General features: G+C 62.4%; 25 protein-coding genes. 2 read left to right on the top strand and 23 right to left on the bottom strand.

The features are described from left to right. Positions 1-70: 70 nt before the first annotated feature. The 4 genes from rpsK to infA form a co-directional block, all read right to left on the bottom strand. Positions 71-472, bottom strand: a complete 402-nt coding sequence (gene rpsK / locus NF551_RS12635) for a 30S ribosomal protein S11 (protein WP_055239374.1) — start codon at positions 470-472, stop codon at positions 71-73. 67 nt (positions 473-539) lie between these two features. Continuing rightward, on the bottom strand, positions 540-917 hold the full coding sequence (gene rpsM, locus NF551_RS12640) for a 30S ribosomal protein S13 (protein ID WP_227894305.1): 378 nt from the start codon (positions 915-917) through the stop codon (positions 540-542). A gap of 182 nt (positions 918-1099) precedes the next feature. Beyond that, a complete protein-coding gene (gene rpmJ / locus NF551_RS12645; protein WP_012397712.1) occupies positions 1100-1213 on the bottom strand; it encodes a 50S ribosomal protein L36 in 114 nt (37 codons plus the stop codon). A 68-nt stretch (positions 1214-1281) separates the two neighbouring features. Next, complete coding sequence (gene infA, locus NF551_RS12650; protein WP_055239372.1) at positions 1282-1503, bottom strand: translation initiation factor IF-1; 222 nt, start codon at positions 1501-1503, stop codon at positions 1282-1284. Positions 1504-1764: 261 nt separating this feature from the next. Between infA and NF551_RS12655 the strand changes: the two genes are divergently transcribed. Both NF551_RS12655 and NF551_RS12660 read left to right on the top strand, forming a co-directional pair. Beyond that, positions 1765-2238 carry a DUF2243 domain-containing protein gene (locus tag NF551_RS12655; RefSeq protein WP_227894303.1) on the top strand — a complete coding sequence of 158 codons (474 nt, stop codon included), beginning with the start codon at positions 1765-1767 and terminating at the stop codon, positions 2236-2238. Between the two features lie 29 nt (positions 2239-2267). Beyond that, on the top strand, positions 2268-3065 hold the full coding sequence (locus NF551_RS12660) for a cytochrome c oxidase assembly protein (RefSeq protein ID WP_227894301.1): 798 nt from the start codon (positions 2268-2270) through the stop codon (positions 3063-3065). Here NF551_RS12660 and map read toward each other — a convergent pair. The 19 genes from map to rplB form a co-directional block, all read right to left on the bottom strand. Then, on the bottom strand, positions 3043-3864 hold the full coding sequence (map, locus tag NF551_RS12665; RefSeq protein WP_227894299.1) for a type I methionyl aminopeptidase: 822 nt from the start codon (positions 3862-3864) through the stop codon (positions 3043-3045). The genes NF551_RS12660 and map overlap by 23 nt on opposite strands. A gap of 15 nt (positions 3865-3879) precedes the next feature. After that, on the bottom strand, positions 3880-4452 hold the full coding sequence (locus NF551_RS12670; protein ID WP_227894297.1) for an adenylate kinase: 573 nt from the start codon (positions 4450-4452) through the stop codon (positions 3880-3882). Continuing rightward, entirely contained in the window at positions 4449-5762 is a 1314-nt protein-coding gene (secY, locus tag NF551_RS12675) for a preprotein translocase subunit SecY (protein WP_227894295.1), read from the bottom strand. The genes NF551_RS12670 and secY overlap by 4 nt, the downstream gene beginning before the upstream one ends. 246 nt (positions 5763-6008) lie before the next feature. After that, the gene (gene rplO / locus NF551_RS12680) at positions 6009-6464 is read right to left on the bottom strand and encodes a 50S ribosomal protein L15 (RefSeq protein ID WP_227894292.1); all 456 of its coding nucleotides are present in this window, start codon (positions 6462-6464) and stop codon (positions 6009-6011) included. 1 nt (position 6465) lies between these two features. Beyond that, positions 6466-6678 carry a 50S ribosomal protein L30 gene (gene rpmD, locus NF551_RS12685; protein WP_227894583.1) on the bottom strand — a complete coding sequence of 71 codons (213 nt, stop codon included), beginning with the start codon at positions 6676-6678 and terminating at the stop codon, positions 6466-6468. Next, positions 6678-7355 (bottom strand): 30S ribosomal protein S5, encoded by a 678-nt coding sequence (rpsE, locus tag NF551_RS12690; protein ID WP_227894289.1) that lies wholly within the window; start codon positions 7353-7355, stop codon positions 6678-6680. The genes rpmD and rpsE overlap by 1 nt, the downstream gene beginning before the upstream one ends. A gap of 29 nt (positions 7356-7384) precedes the next feature. Beyond that, positions 7385-7768, bottom strand: a complete 384-nt coding sequence (gene rplR / locus NF551_RS12695) for a 50S ribosomal protein L18 (protein WP_227894286.1) — start codon at positions 7766-7768, stop codon at positions 7385-7387. Positions 7769-7770: 2 nt separating this feature from the next. Continuing rightward, positions 7771-8307, bottom strand: a complete 537-nt coding sequence (gene rplF, locus NF551_RS12700) for a 50S ribosomal protein L6 (protein ID WP_227894285.1) — start codon at positions 8305-8307, stop codon at positions 7771-7773. An 18-nt stretch (positions 8308-8325) separates the two neighbouring features. Continuing rightward, entirely contained in the window at positions 8326-8724 is a 399-nt protein-coding gene (gene rpsH / locus NF551_RS12705) for a 30S ribosomal protein S8 (protein ID WP_227894284.1), read from the bottom strand. 83 nt (positions 8725-8807) lie between these two features. Next, complete coding sequence (gene rplE / locus NF551_RS12710; RefSeq protein WP_227894283.1) at positions 8808-9377, bottom strand: 50S ribosomal protein L5; 570 nt, start codon at positions 9375-9377, stop codon at positions 8808-8810. Further along, a complete protein-coding gene (gene rplX / locus NF551_RS12715; RefSeq protein WP_227894282.1) occupies positions 9377-9736 on the bottom strand; it encodes a 50S ribosomal protein L24 in 360 nt (119 codons plus the stop codon). Before rplX ends, rplE begins: the two co-directional genes overlap by 1 nt. Before the next feature lie 3 nt (positions 9737-9739). Continuing rightward, positions 9740-10108: a 50S ribosomal protein L14 gene (gene rplN, locus NF551_RS12720; RefSeq protein WP_055239356.1), complete on the bottom strand. Its 369-nt coding sequence runs from the start codon at positions 10106-10108 to the stop codon at positions 9740-9742. Positions 10109-10482: 374 nt separating this feature from the next. Further along, positions 10483-10788, bottom strand: coding sequence for a 30S ribosomal protein S17 (gene rpsQ, locus NF551_RS12725; RefSeq protein ID WP_227894281.1), 306 nt, complete (start codon positions 10786-10788; stop codon positions 10483-10485). Beyond that, complete coding sequence (gene rpmC, locus NF551_RS18965) at positions 10785-11111, bottom strand: 50S ribosomal protein L29 (protein ID WP_269437185.1); 327 nt, start codon at positions 11109-11111, stop codon at positions 10785-10787. The genes rpsQ and rpmC overlap by 4 nt, the downstream gene beginning before the upstream one ends. 2 nt (positions 11112-11113) lie before the next feature. Next, a complete protein-coding gene (gene rplP / locus NF551_RS12735) occupies positions 11114-11530 on the bottom strand; it encodes a 50S ribosomal protein L16 (RefSeq protein ID WP_055239353.1) in 417 nt (138 codons plus the stop codon). Continuing rightward, the gene (rpsC, locus tag NF551_RS12740; RefSeq protein ID WP_227894280.1) at positions 11531-12370 is read right to left on the bottom strand and encodes a 30S ribosomal protein S3; all 840 of its coding nucleotides are present in this window, start codon (positions 12368-12370) and stop codon (positions 11531-11533) included. It abuts the gene before it with no gap. Beyond that, the gene (rplV, locus tag NF551_RS12745) at positions 12371-12736 is read right to left on the bottom strand and encodes a 50S ribosomal protein L22 (RefSeq protein WP_066295929.1); all 366 of its coding nucleotides are present in this window, start codon (positions 12734-12736) and stop codon (positions 12371-12373) included. Between the two features lie 38 nt (positions 12737-12774). After that, entirely contained in the window at positions 12775-13056 is a 282-nt protein-coding gene (gene rpsS, locus NF551_RS12750; RefSeq protein ID WP_104052734.1) for a 30S ribosomal protein S19, read from the bottom strand. Positions 13057-13068: 12 nt separating this feature from the next. Continuing rightward, positions 13069-13908, bottom strand: coding sequence for a 50S ribosomal protein L2 (gene rplB / locus NF551_RS12755; protein WP_227894279.1), 840 nt, complete (start codon positions 13906-13908; stop codon positions 13069-13071). Positions 13909-13938: the final 30 nt, after the last annotated feature.

The following is a 13938-nucleotide window of genomic DNA, read 5'->3' on the forward strand; positions in this document are numbered from 1 at the left end:
GGCCGGTGCCGCTGGACTGTCTGCGAAACAAACAGTCAGCGGCGGCACCGGCACCGGCAACGAATGCGAATTAGACGCGGCGGCGCTTCGGGGGACGGCAGCCGTTGTGAGCGCTCGGGGTGACATCCTGGATGGTGCCAACTTCAAGGCCGGTGGCCTGGAGCGAACGGATCGCGGTCTCGCGGCCGGATCCCGGACCCTTCACGAAGACGTCGACCTTGCGGACGCCGTGCTCCTGTGCACGCTTGGCAGCGGCTTCAGCAGCCATCTGCGCAGCGAACGGGGTGGACTTACGGGAGCCCTTGAAGCCAACCTCACCGGCGGAAGCCCATGAGATAACAGCACCGGTCGGGTCCGTGATGGACACGATGGTGTTGTTGAAAGTGCTCTTGATATGCGCCTGGCCCAGCGCGATATTCTTCTTATCCTTGCGACGCGGCTTGCGTACCGCTCCACGAGTCTTGGGGGGCATTACTTCTCCTACAAAGAGTTTGGTTTAGGTGACCTGACTGTGCAGGTCATGGCCTGGACCGCGTTATTTAGCGGCCGGCCTTCTTCTTACCGGCAACGGTACGCTTCGGGCCCTTGCGGGTACGAGCGTTGGTCTTGGTGCGCTGGCCATGGACAGGCATGCCGCGGCGGTGGCGGATGCCCTGGTAGGAGCCGATTTCAACCTTGCGGCGGATGTCGGCTGCTACCTCGCGGCGGAGGTCACCCTCAACCTTGAAGTTGCCCTCGATGTAGTCACGCAGCTGAACGAGTTCAGCATCGCTGAGGTCCTTGACGCGAGTGTCCGGGCTGATGCCGGTCTCTGCCAGGGTCTGCTCTGCACGGGTCTTGCCCACGCCGTAGATGTAAGTAAGCGCAATGACAACCCGCTTTTCGCGGGGGATGTCTACGCCGGCGAGACGTGCCATATTGGCGGTTCTCCTTTGGTGTTACCGGAGGTCTGAAGCAGTACGTCCCTGTTACCAGGTCCCCGGCCTCCGTACCGGGGGTATGCGTCACGCGTATCAGACGCTGTACTGCCATATTCAATTACTACGCGTGGGCTTAGCGCGCCCCTGGACCCTAGGATCCCTGGACAGTAACCGCTTATTTAGCCCTGGCGCTGCTTGTGGCGCGGGTTCTCGCAGATCACCATGACTCGGCCGTTACGGCGAATCACCTTGCACTTATCGCAGATCTGCTTGACGCTCGGCTGGACCTTCATGGTTTTCCTTTGCGTGGTTGCAGGGTTGAGCTCCAGCCTTCCTGTACGGAGTGCCGGAGCCTGTGTTGTTACTTGTAGCGGTAGACGATACGGCCCCGGGTGAGGTCGTACGGGCTAAGTTCCACCACAACGCGGTCTCCGGGGAGGATGCGAATGTAGTGTTGACGCATCTTTCCCGAGATGTGTGCGAGCACAATGTGGCCGTTGGCCAGCTCAACGCGGAACATCGCATTGGGCAGGGCTTCGTTGACCGAGCCCTCAATCTCTATGACGCCGTCTTTCTTGGCCATATCCTCCGCTAACGTCTGTGCTGCCCTTGATTGCCCGGGCAGCGGTTTTTGTGTTTGGCGCCCCTCCCCGTTCCTCTTCCGTCCACTGCAAAGGGATGGAATTGGGCACGAATGTAGAGACAACCAACAGATAACTCTACGGCACGAGGCCGGATAAGTTAAATCCCGGGGCCGCCCTAGCCGCGCGCCTGAACCGCTTCCATAGTGCAGGCCCCGGCTTCGGCCCGTAAGGCCGCGGGCCTGGTTTGCTATGGTCGGGGCATGAATTCCTCACGGACTGCCCCGTTCAGGCCGCGCCGCAGGAACCTTCTTTCCGGCGTGTTCGTCGGCATTGGAATCGCGGCGTTCGTCGACGAAGTCGTGTTCCACCAGCTCCTGCAGTGGCATCACTTCTATGACAGGTCCACAACGGCGGCAGGCCTGTTCTCCGATGGCCTGTTCCACGCCTTCGGCTGGTTCGCCGTCGTCGCCGGCCTGTTCCTTTTCGCCGATCTCCGCCGGCACCGCGCCCTGATACCCGCCCGGTGGGCCGGATCCGTACTGCTGGGCGCCGGCGCCTTCCAGCTTTACGACGGAACCGTGCAGCACAAGCTGCTGACCCTCCACCAGATCCGGTACAAGGTTGACCTGCTGCCCTACGACCTCACCTGGAATATTGCCGCCGTCCTGATGCTGGCGGCAGGGGCCTTCCTGGTCTTCCGCACCCGGGATGCCGTTCCCCTCCCCCGGCCCTGATGATGCTGCACACGCATTCGACGGGCAGCATGCCGGTTGAACTGCTTTTCCTGGTCCCGGCCGGTGCCGCCGCAGCAGCGTATTGGGCCGCTGCCCTGGCCCCGCGTTCCGGGACGTGGCCGATGCTCCGGACACTGTCCTTCACCGCGGGCATCGCTGCTGTCCTGGCAACGGTTGCGGGACCGTTCGCCGAACGCGCCCATGCGGATTTCACCCTGCTCAGCTTCTCCCACGTCCTGGCAGGCATGCTGGGCCCCGCCCTGCTGGTGCTGGGCCGTCCGGCAACACTGGCCCTGCGGATCATGGATCCCGTCCCGTCGCGCCGCCTGGTCCGGCTCCTGCGCAGCCGCCCGGCGCGCTTCCTAGCCTTTCCCGTCACCGCTGCCGTCCTGAACGCCGGCGGCATGCTGGTCATGTTCCGGACCCCTGTCTTCGACACCATGCGGACGCAGGCACCGGTCCACTGGCTGGTCACGTTCCATGTGCTCGCAGCAGGCTACCTGTGGACTGCTGCCCTCATTGGCCGGGACCCCAATCCGCACCGTGCATCCCTGCCGCTGCGGGCAGGCGTCCTGATCCTGACGATCGCAGCCCACAACGTCCTCGCCAAGTCCCTGGCTGCCTCTCCTCCCCCGGGGATAACAGCCGGCGAGGCCGAATCCGGCGCGATGGCGATGTACTACGCCGGCGGTGCGGTCGAACTGCTAGTGGTGTTTATTTTCTGCCTCCAGTGGTACCGGAGCCCTGGTACGCGCAAGGCCCGCCCCGCCGAAGGCGGGACGGGCCTTGAAGCACCAGCGGGCGTCAGGGAACCGGCACGGGGGTGACCCCCAGCGGCTCGAGCCGGGAGGCTCCGCCGTCAGGTGCCGTCAGCACCCAGATCCCCTTCTCGTGGATCGCCACGGTGTGTTCCCACTGGCAGGAGCGCGCTCCGTCCGTGGTCACAACGGTCCAGTCGTCCTCGAGCGTTGCCGTCTCTATTCCGCCGCGGACCAGCATCGGTTCGATGGCCAGGCACATTCCGGCCTTCAGCTTCGGACCGCGGTGGCTGGTCCTGTAGTTCAGCACATCCGGCGCCTGGTGCATCTCCGAGCCAATGCCGTGGCCGACATAGTCTTCGAGGATACCCAGCGGCTTGCCGGGAACGCTGCTGACGTAGTCGTCTATGGCCGCGCCGATGTCCCCCACGAAGCGGCCCTTCGCGGCGGCGGCAATCCCGTGCCACATAGCGTTCTCGGTGACGTCTGAGAGCCGCTGGTCCTCCGGATCAGGCGTTCCGACAATCACGGTCCGGGCAGAATCCGAATGCCAGCCGTCAACTATCGCTCCGCCGTCGATCGAGATGATGTCGCCGTCGTTCAGCACCCGGCTTCCGGGGATGCCGTGGACGACTTCCTCATTCACCGAAGTACAGATGGTGGCCGGGAAACCGTAGTAGCCCAGGAAGTTCGACGTCGCGCCCGCCTCGGCGAGCACCCCGGCAAAGACCTTGTCGATCTCTGCCGTGGTGACGCCTGGGCGGGCCGCAGCAACGGCCTCGTCCAGCGCCTTGATAAGCACCAGGCCTGCCTCGCGCATCGTGCGCATCTGCGCATTTGTCTTGTACTGGATCCGCGGCTGTGCCAACGTCCCGCCTTCTAACTAGCTGGTTTGCTTGAGTGCCTGCATTACGCGTTCCGTGACCTCGTCGATGTCGCCGAGCCCATCCACGCGTGCAACAATTCCGCGCTTCTCGTAGCTGTCGACGACGTCTGCGGTCTGCTGCTTGTACAGCTCAAGCCGGTGCCGGATGACTTCTTCATTGTCATCGGCGCGGCCTTCGATCTCGGCACGCTTGAGCAGCCGCTGGACGAGTTCCTCGTCGTCGGCCGTCAGCAGAAGGACTGCGTCCAGGCTGTCGCCGCTGGCGGCGAGGATGTTATCCAGTTCCTCTACCTGCGCTGCGGTGCGGGGGTAGCCGTCCAGCAGGAAGCCGTCCTGGACATCGTCTTCCTGGAGACGTGAACGCACCATGTTGTTGGTGACCTCGTCAGGGACAAAGTTACCGGCGTCGATGTATTTCTTGGCTTCGATGCCCAGCGGGGTCAGGTTCTTCACGTTGGAACGGAAGATGTCTCCCGTGGAGATCGCGCTGACACCGAGGCGCTCGGAGATACGGGAGGCCTGAGTTCCCTTGCCCGCACCGGGGGGCCCAATAATGAGCAGTCGTGTCATCGCAATAACCCTTCGTAGTGACGCTGCTGGAGCTGCGCGTCAATTTGTTTGACCGTCTCGAGGCCCACACCAACCATGATGAGGATCGAGGTTCCGCCGAACGGGAAGTTCTGGTTTGCCCCGACCAGCACCAGGGCAATCAGCGGAATAAGGGCAACAAGGCCCAGGTAAAGGGCGCCGGGCAGGGTAATGCGGGAGAGCACGTACTGCAGGTATTCGGCGGTGGGGCGGCCGGCCCGGATGCCCGGGATGAAGCCGCCGTACTTCTTCATGTTCTCCGAGACTTCCTCGGGGTTGAACGTGATCGACACGTAGAAGTACGTGAAGAAGACGATCATCAGGAAGTACACGGCCATGTAGAGCGGGTGGTCGCCCGATGTCAGGTAGTTGTTGATCCAGACGACCCATTCCGGCGGAGCAGATCCGTCCGAGGGGGTGTTGAACTGTGCCAGCAGCGAGGGCAGGTAGAGCATCGACGATGCAAAGATCACGGGGATCACGCCGGCCATGTTGACCTTGATCGGGATGTACGTATTCGTGCCGCCGACAGTGCGGCGGCCGACCATCCGTTTTGCGTACTGCACGGGAATACGGCGCTGGGACTGCTCGACGAAGATAACCAGGGCGACCGTCAGGATGCCGATCCCGATGACGCCGAGGAAGACCGTCCAGCCCTGGGCGGAGAGGATCGCGCCGAGGGCGCTGGGGAAGCTGGCCACGATGGAGGTGAAGATCAGCAGGGACATGCCGTTGCCGACGCCCTTCTCCGTGACAAGCTCGCCCATCCACATGATCAGGCCGGTGCCGGCCGTCAGGGTGATGATCAGCAGCAGGATGGTGATGATGTTGTCGTCCGGGATGATCGGCACCGAGCACATGTTGTTGAACAGTGCTCCGGAGCGGGCCAGGGACACAACGGTGGTGGCGTTCAGCAGGCCAAGGGCGATCGTCAGGTAACGCGTGTACTGCGTCAGCGTCGACTGGCCCTGCTGGCCTTCCTCATAAAGCGCCTGGAAGTGCGGGATCACTACGCGCAGCAGCTGCACAATGATGCTGGCGGTGATGTACGGCATGATGCCGAGGGCGAAGACTGAGACCTGCAGCAGGGCACCGCCGCTGAAGAGGTTCACGAACTCATAAAGGCCACCAGAGGTGGCACCCAGAGCCAAGCACTGCTGCACATTGCCGTAGTCAACACCCGGGGCCGGGATAAAAGCACCCATGCGGAAGATAGTGATGATTCCCAGCGTAAACAACAGCTTGCGTCGCAGGTCTGGCGTCCGGAAAGCCCGGCCAATAGCGCTAAGCAAGCGTCCTCCTGAAGAAAGTGTGGAATGAGTCCCGGCGGGACAGGTAACAGAAACTGAGTCTATCCGCTCAGGCCGTGTGTTGCGTCACCGGCACAAACGGCTTCTTGCGGTGTTAAAACACTAAGCCCCCGGCTGGCCGGTTTCGGCCTGCCGGGAGCTTAGTGATCAGTGGCAGAGTGCACAGCCCGCCGACGGCGCCCGGAAAACCGGGCCCCGTCAGCGAAACCTGTGCGCTGGTCACGGTGCTTAGAGCGCCGTGGTCGTTCCGCCCGCTGCAGCGATCTTGTCCGCGGCACTGGCCGAGAAGGCGTTGGCCTTCACATCAACCTTGACGGTGATGTCGCCGGTGCCCAGCACCTTGACGGGCTGGTTCTTGCGAACGGCGCCCTTGGCTACGAGGGCCTCAACGGTGACCTCGCCGCCTTCGGGGAACAGTTCGGAGATCTTGTCCAGGTTAACAACCTGGAACTCGACCTTGAACGGGTTCTTGAAGCCGCGCAGCTTCGGCAGGCGCATGTGCAGCGGAAGCTGCCCGCCTGCGAAGCCGGCCTTGACCTGGTAACGGGCAGCCGTTCCCTTGGTACCGCGGCCTGCGGTCTTACCCTTGGAACCTTCACCGCGGCCAACACGGGTCTTAGCCGTCTTGGCACCCGGAGCAGGACGCAGGTGGTGGACCTTCAGAGCTTTGTTATCTTCAGCCATGTTACTTCGCCTCCTCAACCTTCACGAGGTGCGGAACCGTGTTGATCATGCCAACGGTCACGGCATCTGCACTGCGGACGACGGTGTCGCCGATGTGCTTCAGGCCGAGTGAACGCAGCGTGTCGCGCTGATTCTGCTTACCACCGATGGTGGACTTAATCTGGGTAATTTCCAGCTGTGCCGAGCTGACGGCAACGCGCTTGGGAGTACTCATCATGCACCAGCCTTCTGCATGTTGCGGATCATCGCTGCGGGAGCAACTTCGTCCAGCGGCAGGCCGCGGCGGGCAGCCACTGCCTGAGGCTCTTCGAGGCCCTTCAGCGCGGCAACCGTGGCGTGCACGATGTTGATCGCGTTGGAAGAACCCAGCGACTTGGAAAGCACGTCGTGGATACCGGCGCACTCGAGGATGGCTCGGACCGGACCGCCGGCGATAACGCCGGTACCCGGGGAAGCCGGACGCAGCAGGACAACGCCTGCAGCAGCTTCACCCTGGACCAGGTGCGGGATGGTTCCACCGATACGGGGGACGCGGAAGAAAGTCTTCTTGGCTTCTTCAACGGCCTTCGCGATTGCGGAGGGAACTTCCTTTGCCTTGCCATAGCCAACGCCGACCATGCCGTTGCCGTCGCCGACAACTACGAGGGCGGTGAAGCTGAAGCGACGACCACCCTTGACCACCTTGGCGACGCGGTTGATGGTAACGACGCGTTCAATGAACTTGTCCTTGTCATCATTGCGTCCGCCGTCGCGGCCACCGCGGCCACCGCGTTCTCCGCGGCCTCCACGGTCCGAGCGCTGCTCGCCCTTGCGGCCGCCGCGGCGGTCGTCAGTGGCGGGAGCTGCGGCGTCCTTGGTCTCAGTTGCCTCAGCAGATGTAGCTTCAGTCACCTGATTTTCCTTTTCCTTGTTTGCCTCGGTCACAGTGCCAGCCCACCTTCGCGTGCGCCGTCTGCGACAGCCGCGATGCGGCCGTGGTAGCGGTTGCCGCCGCGGTCAAAGACCACGGCTTCGACGCCGGCAGCCTTGGCACGTTCGGCAACGAGCTCGCCGACGCGCTTGGACTTGGCAGTCTTGTCGCCCTCCATGGAACGCAGGTCTGCTTCCATGGTGGACGCGGATGCAACGGTCACGCCGCGGCTGTCATCGACAACCTGGACGAACACGTGGCGCGAAGAGCGGTTGACGACCAGGCGCGGACGGGCCGCGGTGCCGGCAATGCGCTTGCGGATCCGCAGCTGACGGCGGCTCCGGGAAGCGGACTTGCTCTTGGAATTGCGCTTCTTATTGATGCTGATGGCCATGATTACTTACCAGCCTTTCCGACCTTGCGGCGGACAATCTCGCCGGCGTAACGAATGCCCTTGCCCTTGTAGGGGTCAGGCTTGCGCAGCTTGCGGATGTTGGCGGAAACCTCGCCGACCTGCTGCTTGTCAATGCCGGAAACGGTGAGCTTGGTCGGGCCCGTAACGGTGAGCGTGATGCCCTCCGGAGCCTTCACGGATACCGGGTGGCTGTAGCCCAGGGCGAACTCGAGGTCCGAGCCCTTGGCCTGCACACGGTAACCGGTGCCTACGATTTCCAGGTCCTTCTTGTAGCCTTCGGTCACACCGGTGATCATGTTGGAGATCAGGGTGCGGGTCAGGCCGTGGAGGGAACGGGATTCGCGCTCGTCATTGGGGCGGGCGACGGTGATGGTGTTCTCGTCCAGGGAAACAGTGATCGGGCTGGGCACAACGTGGCTCAGCTCGCCCTTGGAACCCTTGACCGAAACGGTGTTGCCGTCAATGGCAACGTCGACTCCGGCGGGGACAGAGATGGGCAGACGTCCAATACGTGACATTATTCTTTCCCTTCCCTGCTACCAGACGTAGGCGAGGACTTCCCCACCCACACCCTTCTTGGCGGCCTGGCGGTCGGTCAGCAGACCTGACGACGTCGACAGGATGGCGATGCCCAGCCCGCCCAGAACGCGCGGCAGGTTGGTGGACTTTGCGTAAACACGCAGGCCCGGCTTGGAGATGCGGCGGATGCCGGCGATGGAACGCTCGCGGTTCGGACCGAACTTGAGGTCCAGGGTCAGCGTCTTGCCGACCGTAGCCTCTTCTTCCTTCCAGCCCGAGATGTAACCCTCGGCCTTCAGGATGTCGGCAACGCGTGCCTTGAGCTTGCTGTACGGCATGGACACGGAATCGTGGTAAGCCGAGTTTGCGTTGCGCAGACGCGTAAGCATGTCTGCGACAGGATCTGTCATTGTCATGTGGGCTCTAGCCCTCCCTCGTAACGGTTTCTGCTGCTCTCACGGCTGGGCCGGAGGTGAGCAACAGACCTTTTACGTAGTAATTAATCTTCGGATTTGAACGGGAAGCCGAGCGCCTTCAGCAGCGCGCGTCCCTCGTCATCGGTCTTTGCGGTGGTAACCACGGTGATGTCCATGCCGCGTACGCGGTCGATCTTGTCCTGATCGATTTCGTGGAACATCGACTGCTCGGTCAGACCGAACGTGTAGTTGCCGTTGCCGTCGAACTGCTTGCCGCTCAGGCCGCGGAAGTCGCGGATACGCGGAAGCGCCAGGGTGACCAGGCGGTCCACGAATTCCCACATGCGGTCGCCGCGCAGCGTAGCGTGCGCGCCAATCGGCATGCCTTCGCGCAGCTTGAACTGTGCGATCGACTTGCGGGCCTTGGTGATCTGCGGCTTCTGGCCGGTGATCGCGGTCAGGTCGCGTACGGCGCCGTCAATGAGCTTGGAGTCCTTGGCGGCATCTCCAACACCCATGTTCACGACGACCTTGACGAGGCGCGGAACCTGGTTGACGTTTGAGTAGTTGAACTCGTCCTGGAGAGTCTGCTTGATTTCCGCTGCGTAGCGGTTCTTCAGACGGGGGACGATCTTGGTGACAGTCTCAGTCATTAGAGGTCCTTCCCAGATCCCTTGGCGACGCGGATGCGCACGTTGCGGGTCCGGCCGTCCTTCGTGACGGTTTCGGTGCGGTAGCCAACGCGGGTGGGCTTCTTCGTCTCGGGGTCCACGACGGCCACGTTGGAAACGTGGATCGGGGCTTCAACAACCTCGATGCCGCCGGTCTTGGAACCACGGGAGGACTGGCCAACCTTGGTGTGCTTGGTGACGCGGTTGATGCCCTCAACGAGGACACGGTTGGTCTCCGGGAAAACCTTCAGAACCTTGCCCTGCTTGCCGCGGTCTCCGCCGCGCTCAGCCTTGGCACCGGTGATGACCTGAACCAGGTCACCCTTCTTGATCTTTGCCATGATCTACAGCACCTCCGGAGCCAGCGAAATGATCTTCATGAACTTCTTGTCGCGAAGTTCGCGGCCAACAGGGCCGAAGATACGGGTACCGCGGGGGTCGCCGTCGTTCTTCAAGATCACTGCAGCGTTCTCATCGAACTTGATGTAGGAACCGTCCTGGCGGCGGCGTTCCTTCTTGGTACGGACGATGACGGCCTTGACCACATCGCCCTTCTTGACGTTGCCGCCGGGAATTGCGTCCTTGACGGTGGCAACAATGGTGTCGCCAATGCCTGCGTAGCGACGGCCGGATCCACCGAGAACGCGGATGGTCAAGATTTCCTTGGCACCCGTGTTGTCGGCGACCTTCAGTCGCGACTCCTGCTGAATCACTTATTACTCCTGTCGTCGCGCCGGTTCTCAGTACTCTGAGCCTTGCGGAACGGATATGGGTGGACCCCGTAATACTGGTACTCAGCACCGGTCCCTTACGGACCGCTCTGCAGCGCAAGCCACAGCACCATGCTGAACAAGATTATCGGGCTTTTGTCTCATTCGGCGGTGAGGAAGAGCGTCCTGAAAGAGGACATGCTTCCGCACCACACAGACAAGATTTCAAGTTTATCGCGAAAGGGCCCCGGAAGCGAAATCGAATGATAACGCGGCCGGGGCCCTGACGCTTGGACGGCGTCTGCGTGCCGGATCCCAGCAGCTGGTGCTGCTGGGATCCGGCACGCTACCGGCCTGTTTTGCCTTGCAGCCTGGGGCTACTTGGCCTTTTCGATGACCTCGACCAGGCGCCACCGCTTGGTAGCGGAGAGCGGCCGGGTCTCGGTGATCAGCACGAGGTCGCCAATGCCGGCCTCGTTCTTCTCATCGTGGGCCTTGCGCTTGGACGTGCGGCGAAGAACCTTGCCGTACAGTGCGTGCTTCACGCGGTCTTCGACCTCGACAACGATGGTCTTATCCATCTTGTCCGAGACCACGTAGCCGCGAGCGGTCTTCCGGTACCCGCGGGCATCGGCTCCGTTAGCGTCAGTTGTCACTGCTGCCTCATTCTTGTTTTCACTCATTTGGCATCATCCTCGGCAACCTCGGCCGGAGCTTCGGACTCGGCAGCCTTCTTCTTGGACTTCTTCTTCTCCGGGGCAGCTTCCTCGACGGGAGCTACCGGCTCGGGACGAATTCCCAGCTCGCGCTCACGCAGCACCGTGTAGATGCGGGCGATGTCGCGCTTGACAGCGCGGAGGCGACCATGGTTTTCCAGCTGCCCGGTGGCGGACTGGAAACGGAGGTTGAACAGCTCCTCCTTAGCCTTGCGAAGTTCTTCAACGAGACGCTCGTTGTCGAACCCGTCCAGCTGATCAGTTGCAAGTTCCTTTGAACCGATAGCCATTGCTATTCACCACCCTCGCGACGCACAATGCGTGCCTTCAACGGCAGCTTATGGATCGCCAGGCGCAGGGCCTCGCGAGCTACCTCTTCGGAAACACCGGAGAGTTCGAAGAGAACCCGCCCCGGCTTGACGTTTGCAACCCACCACTCCGGCGAACCCTTACCGGAACCCATGCGGGTTTCGGCAGGCTTCTTGGTCAGCGGACGGTCAGGATAGATGTTGATCCAGACCTTGCCGCCGCGCTTGATGTGGCGCGTCATGGCAATACGGGCAGCTTCAATCTGGCGGTTGGTGACGTACGCAGGCGTCAGAGCCTGGATACCCCATTCACCAAAGCTGACTGCAGTGCCACCGGTTGCAGCGCCGGAACGACCCGGGTGGTGCTGCTTACGGTATTTGACTCGACGTGGGATAAGCATTTAAGCCTGTCCTCCTTCTGCTGCGGGGGCAGCTGCCTCAGCGGCCGGAGCCTCTGCAGCAGGCGCGGCGGCCTTGTCGGCACGCTCGGGACGACGACGACGGTCGCCGCCACGGTCCCCACGGTCGGCCGGGCCGCGGCCCGGACGGTCGTTGGAACGTCCGCGGGACGGTGCAGCAGCCTGCTGTGCAGCCAGTTCCTTGGAGGTGACGTCGCCCTTGTAGATCCAGACCTTCACGCCGATGCGGCCGAAGGTGGTCTTTGCTTCGAAGAAGCCGTAGTCGATGTTCGCGCGGAGGGTGTGCAGGGGCACACGGCCTTCGCGGTAGAACTCGGAACGGCTCATTTCAGCGCCGCCCAGACGGCCGGAGCACTGGATACGGATACCCTTTGCACCTGCACGCTGTGCGGACTGGATGGCCTTCTTCATCGCACGGCGGAAAGCCACGCGGGAAGAAAGCTGCTCTGCAACACCCTGGGCAACAAGCTGGGCTTCCATCTCGGGGTTCTTGACCTCGAGGATGTTCAGCTGAACCTGCTTGCCGGTGAGCTTTTCGAGCTCGCCGCGGATGCGGTCTGCTTCGGCGCCGCGGCGGCCGATCACGATGCCCGGACGTGCAGTGTGGATATCCACACGGACACGGTCGCGGGTGCGCTCGATCTCAACCTTGGCGATGCCGGCGCGGTCCATGCCCGTGGACATGAGCTGACGGATCTTGATGTCCTCGCGGACAAAGTCCTTGTAACGCTGGCCCGGCTTGTTGCTGTCAGCAAACCAGTGCGAAACGTGATCAGTGGTGATGCCGAGTCGGAACCCGTGCGGGTTTACCTTCTGTCCCACTTAACGGTCCTCCTCGTTCTTCGGGGTTGCGACAACCACGGTGACGTGGCTGGTGCGCTTGTTGATGCGGTAGGCGCGGCCCTGGGCACGCGGCTGGAACCGCTTCATGGTGGGTCCTTCGTCAACGAATGCTTCGCTGATGTAGAGGTCACCTTCGTCGAAGGCCACGCCGTCGCGGTCCGCGAGGACACGTGCGTTGGCCATTGCCGACTGAACTACCTTGAATACCGGCTCCGAAGCTGCCTGGGGGGCAAACTTCAGAATTGCCAGAGCCTCATTCGCTTGCTTGCCACGAACAAGGTTGACGACGCGCCGGGCCTTCATAGGCGTTACGCGGATATGACGCGCAATTGCCTTGGCTTCCATTGCTTTCCTTCTCTCGTCTTCTGCCGAAAGAGCAGCGCCTAGCGGCGCTTGCCCTTGCGGTCGTCCTTCACATGGCCGCGGAATGTCCGCGTCAGAGCGAATTCGCCGAGCTTGTGCCCGACCATCGACTCGGTGACAAACACCGGAATGTGCTTGCGTCCGTCGTGCACGGCGATCGTGTGCCCGAGCATGTCGGGGATGATCATCGAACGGCGGGACCACGTCTTGATGACGTTCTTGGTGCCCTTTTCGTTTTCGGCCGCTACCTTAAGGAACAGGTGCTGGTCGACGAAGGGGCCTTTCTTCAGGCTGCGTGGCATGTTTCCAGGCTCCTATCGCTTGTTCTTGCCGGAACGACGGCGACGCACAATAAGCTTGTCGCTCTCTTTATTGGGGCGGCGGGTGCGGCCTTCGCGCTTACCGTTCGGGTTGACCGGGTGGCGTCCACCGGAGGTCTTGCCTTCACCACCACCGTGCGGGTGGTCAACCGGGTTCATGGCGACACCGCGGACGGTCGGGCGAACGCCCTTCCAGCGCATACGGCCGGCCTTGCCCCAGTTGATGTTGGACTGCTCGGCGTTGCCGACCTCGCCGACGGTTGCGCGGCAGCGCACGTCAACGTTGCGGATTTCACCGGAGGGCAGACGCAGCTGTGCGAAGCGGCCTTCCTTGGCAACGAGCTGAACAGAAGCACCGGCGGAGCGGGCCATCTTGGCACCGCCGCCCGGACGCAGTTCAACTGCGTGGATGGTGGTACCCACGGGGATGTTGCGCAGCGGCAGGTTGTTGCCGGGCTTGATGTCAGCCCCGGCGCCGGCCTCTACGAAGTCGCCCTGCTTGAGCTTGTTCGGCGCAATGATGTAACGCTTGGTGCCATCAACGTAGTGCAGCAGCGCGATACGAGCGGTACGGTTCGGATCGTATTCGATCTCGGCAACGCGAGCGTTGACGCCGTCCTTGTCGTGCCGGCGGAAGTCGATCAGGCGGTACTGGCGCTTGTGTCCGCCACCCTTGTGCCTGGTCGTGATCTTGCCGGTGTTGTTACGGCCGCCCTTTTTGGGCAGCGGGCGAACCAGAGACTTTTCCGGCGTCGACCGCGTGATTTCGGTGAAGTCGGCTACGCTCGAGCCGCGACGGCCCGGGGTAGTCGGCTTGTATTTACGGATTCCCATTATTTATTCCTCGTTAAAGTGGTCTCCGCC

This window comes from Arthrobacter caoxuetaonis, assembly GCF_023921125.1.
GTDB lineage: Bacteria > Actinomycetota > Actinomycetes > Actinomycetales > Micrococcaceae > Arthrobacter_B > Arthrobacter_B caoxuetaonis.